A 2,073-nucleotide genomic window follows, 5' to 3' on the forward strand; every position below is an offset into this window, starting at 1 on the left:
TGGTTATCTTTTACATTCTATGTTTATATAAATTATATTTAGTTTTGATTAGAGAGGATTTCATTTATGTACAATCATACATACGAACAATATATGGATACAAATGAGGTAAAAGAATATTTACGTATTTCAAATTTCACATTTAAGAAATTAATGAAAGAAAATAAATTGACGCCAATTAATAAAGACACGTGGCGATTAGATGGAAGTTTTTTGTTTCAAAAAAATCAGGTTACTGCATTACAATCGCAATTACATATAGAAGGAATGACATTAAACCAAGTAAGTAAACAGTTTCATATTAGTATGTATCAATTATGGAAATGGATTGAAGAGGGAGAGTTATCGTATACAATTCAAATGCATAGAAACAAAGAAACAAAGTTTGTTCAAGAGGGCGATGTAAAGAATCTGGCTGAAAAATCAGATGATTCTAATAGTCTTTATACATATTCTCGAAAATATAATGTTGTTTTATTTCAAAAATTTATACAAGGGAATACAATTGCGCGCATAACCGCTATTCCAAAAAGAGGAGATATTATCGTAACAGATGAATTTGGAAATGAGATGACATTACAGCTGTCAAAAGAAAGCGGCTTTTTAGCAGCGTATCAATTATCAGACAGACCGAGAAGTCACCATCAAAAATTCGTGAAGTTTCGTTTTTTGAAAACACACAATTTACGAAGTGATATGTTCCAGCGAATTGATTTTTTATTGCAATATGTCTCACCACGTAACCTTCGAATTTCTGAAGAACACAATTTCTGGATTATTGAAATTCGCCAATCGCTCATTCAAGTTCCTATGCAAATTCAACAAGAGTGGATTGACTCTCTTATGCCTTATATAATAGAAGGGAAATTAGTAAAACGGCCAAATAATAATATTTACTTAGATAGCAATAGTGTTACGAAAAGTGTTGTACTATCTTCATCAGAGTATCAATCTATCTCAAACATTGTAACGGAAGAAAAGATGTCAATTGAAGAATTTATTACTTCTGCAATTCGTGAAAAATTAGATCGCCATACAATGAAATACTAAAAGGCTTATCATGTTATTGATAAGTCTTTTTATATACAAAAATATACAAAATATCTTAAAAACGACCTTTCAGATTCTTTTTTAAGAGAAGATAATCTATAAAGTAATATGATAAGGTTCGACTTATATAAAGATCCGAAAAGGGACTTATAGAAGTCTTAAATTGATTTGGTTATATTTTGAAGTAAATTCGTTTACATATAGTTTACATAATAATTTTATGATCTAAATAATTAAGTAGAATAGATAACATTTCTTTATACATCTTATAAAGAAAATGTTATGTGATTATCCTGCTAATACATTTAATATGAATGATATATATGGAGGGATAACAATGAATATTCAAATTGTGTTGTTTGATGGATTTGACGAGCTAGATTCGATAGGGCCTTATGAAGTATTAATACGTGCAAATGAGTTTGGAGCAAATTTCGATGTGAAAATGGTTTCAGTACACTTGAATTCGGTAACTGGTTTTTATGGTTTAACAGTTAAAGTAAATAATTTTCTTAGTGAAGATAATTGTCCAGATATTTTAATCGTGCCAGGTGGCGGATGGAACCATCAAGGTGAGAAGGGAGCACGGATAGAAGCAGATAAAGGTGTATTACCTAAATGGATTGCTAAGTTTTATGAGAAAGGATCTATTATTGCTGGTGTATGTACAGGCGGAATGCTAATGGCTGTTTCAGGCATAACAGCAGGACGGAAAACAACGATGCACCATCTTGCGCAAAAAGAAATGGCATCATACGGCTGTGAAGTACTGGGTGCTAGAACTGTTGATGATCATGATATTATTACTGCAAGAGGAGTAACATCCGGCATCGATTTAGCTCTATGGATTATTGAACGTTTTGTAGGTTCTGAAGTAGCGAATTCCGTTGAAAGAAGACTGGAATATGAAAAAAGAGGTACGGTATGGAGAAGAAATAAGTAAGTTTTCAAGAAAATCAGCCCTTCATTATAAGTGCTGCTTTTTTATTTATCCCACTAATCATCAGCTAAAGAAAATGAAAA

Annotated in this window: 2 protein-coding genes; both read left to right on the forward strand. The window is 31.4% G+C overall.

Annotated elements, in window-relative coordinates; translation table 11 throughout:
* The first annotated feature begins 66 nt into the window (after positions 1-66).
* The gene (locus tag V7024_RS22955) at positions 67-1,050 is read left to right on the forward strand and encodes a DNA-binding protein (RefSeq protein ID WP_335524316.1); all 984 of its coding nucleotides are present in this window, start codon (positions 67-69) and stop codon (positions 1,048-1,050) included.
* Between the two features lie 337 nt (positions 1,051-1,387).
* Positions 1,388-1,993: a DJ-1/PfpI family protein gene (locus V7024_RS22960; protein WP_335524317.1), complete on the forward strand. Its 606-nt coding sequence runs from the start codon at positions 1,388-1,390 to the stop codon at positions 1,991-1,993.
* Positions 1,994-2,073: the final 80 nt, after the last annotated feature.

Origin of the sequence: Bacillus sp. JJ864 (assembly GCF_036963045.1) — a bacterium.
GTDB classification, from domain to species: Bacteria; Bacillota; Bacilli; order Bacillales; family Bacillaceae_G; genus Bacillus_A; species Bacillus_A pseudomycoides_C.

Coding starts and splice junctions, on each gene's coding strand:
- V7024_RS22960 (WP_335524317.1), top strand. CDS start 1,388: ATGAATATTCAAATTGTGTTGTTTGATGGATTTGACGAGCTAGATTCG.
- V7024_RS22955 (WP_335524316.1), top strand. CDS start 67: ATGTACAATCATACATACGAACAATATATGGATACAAATGAGGTAAAA.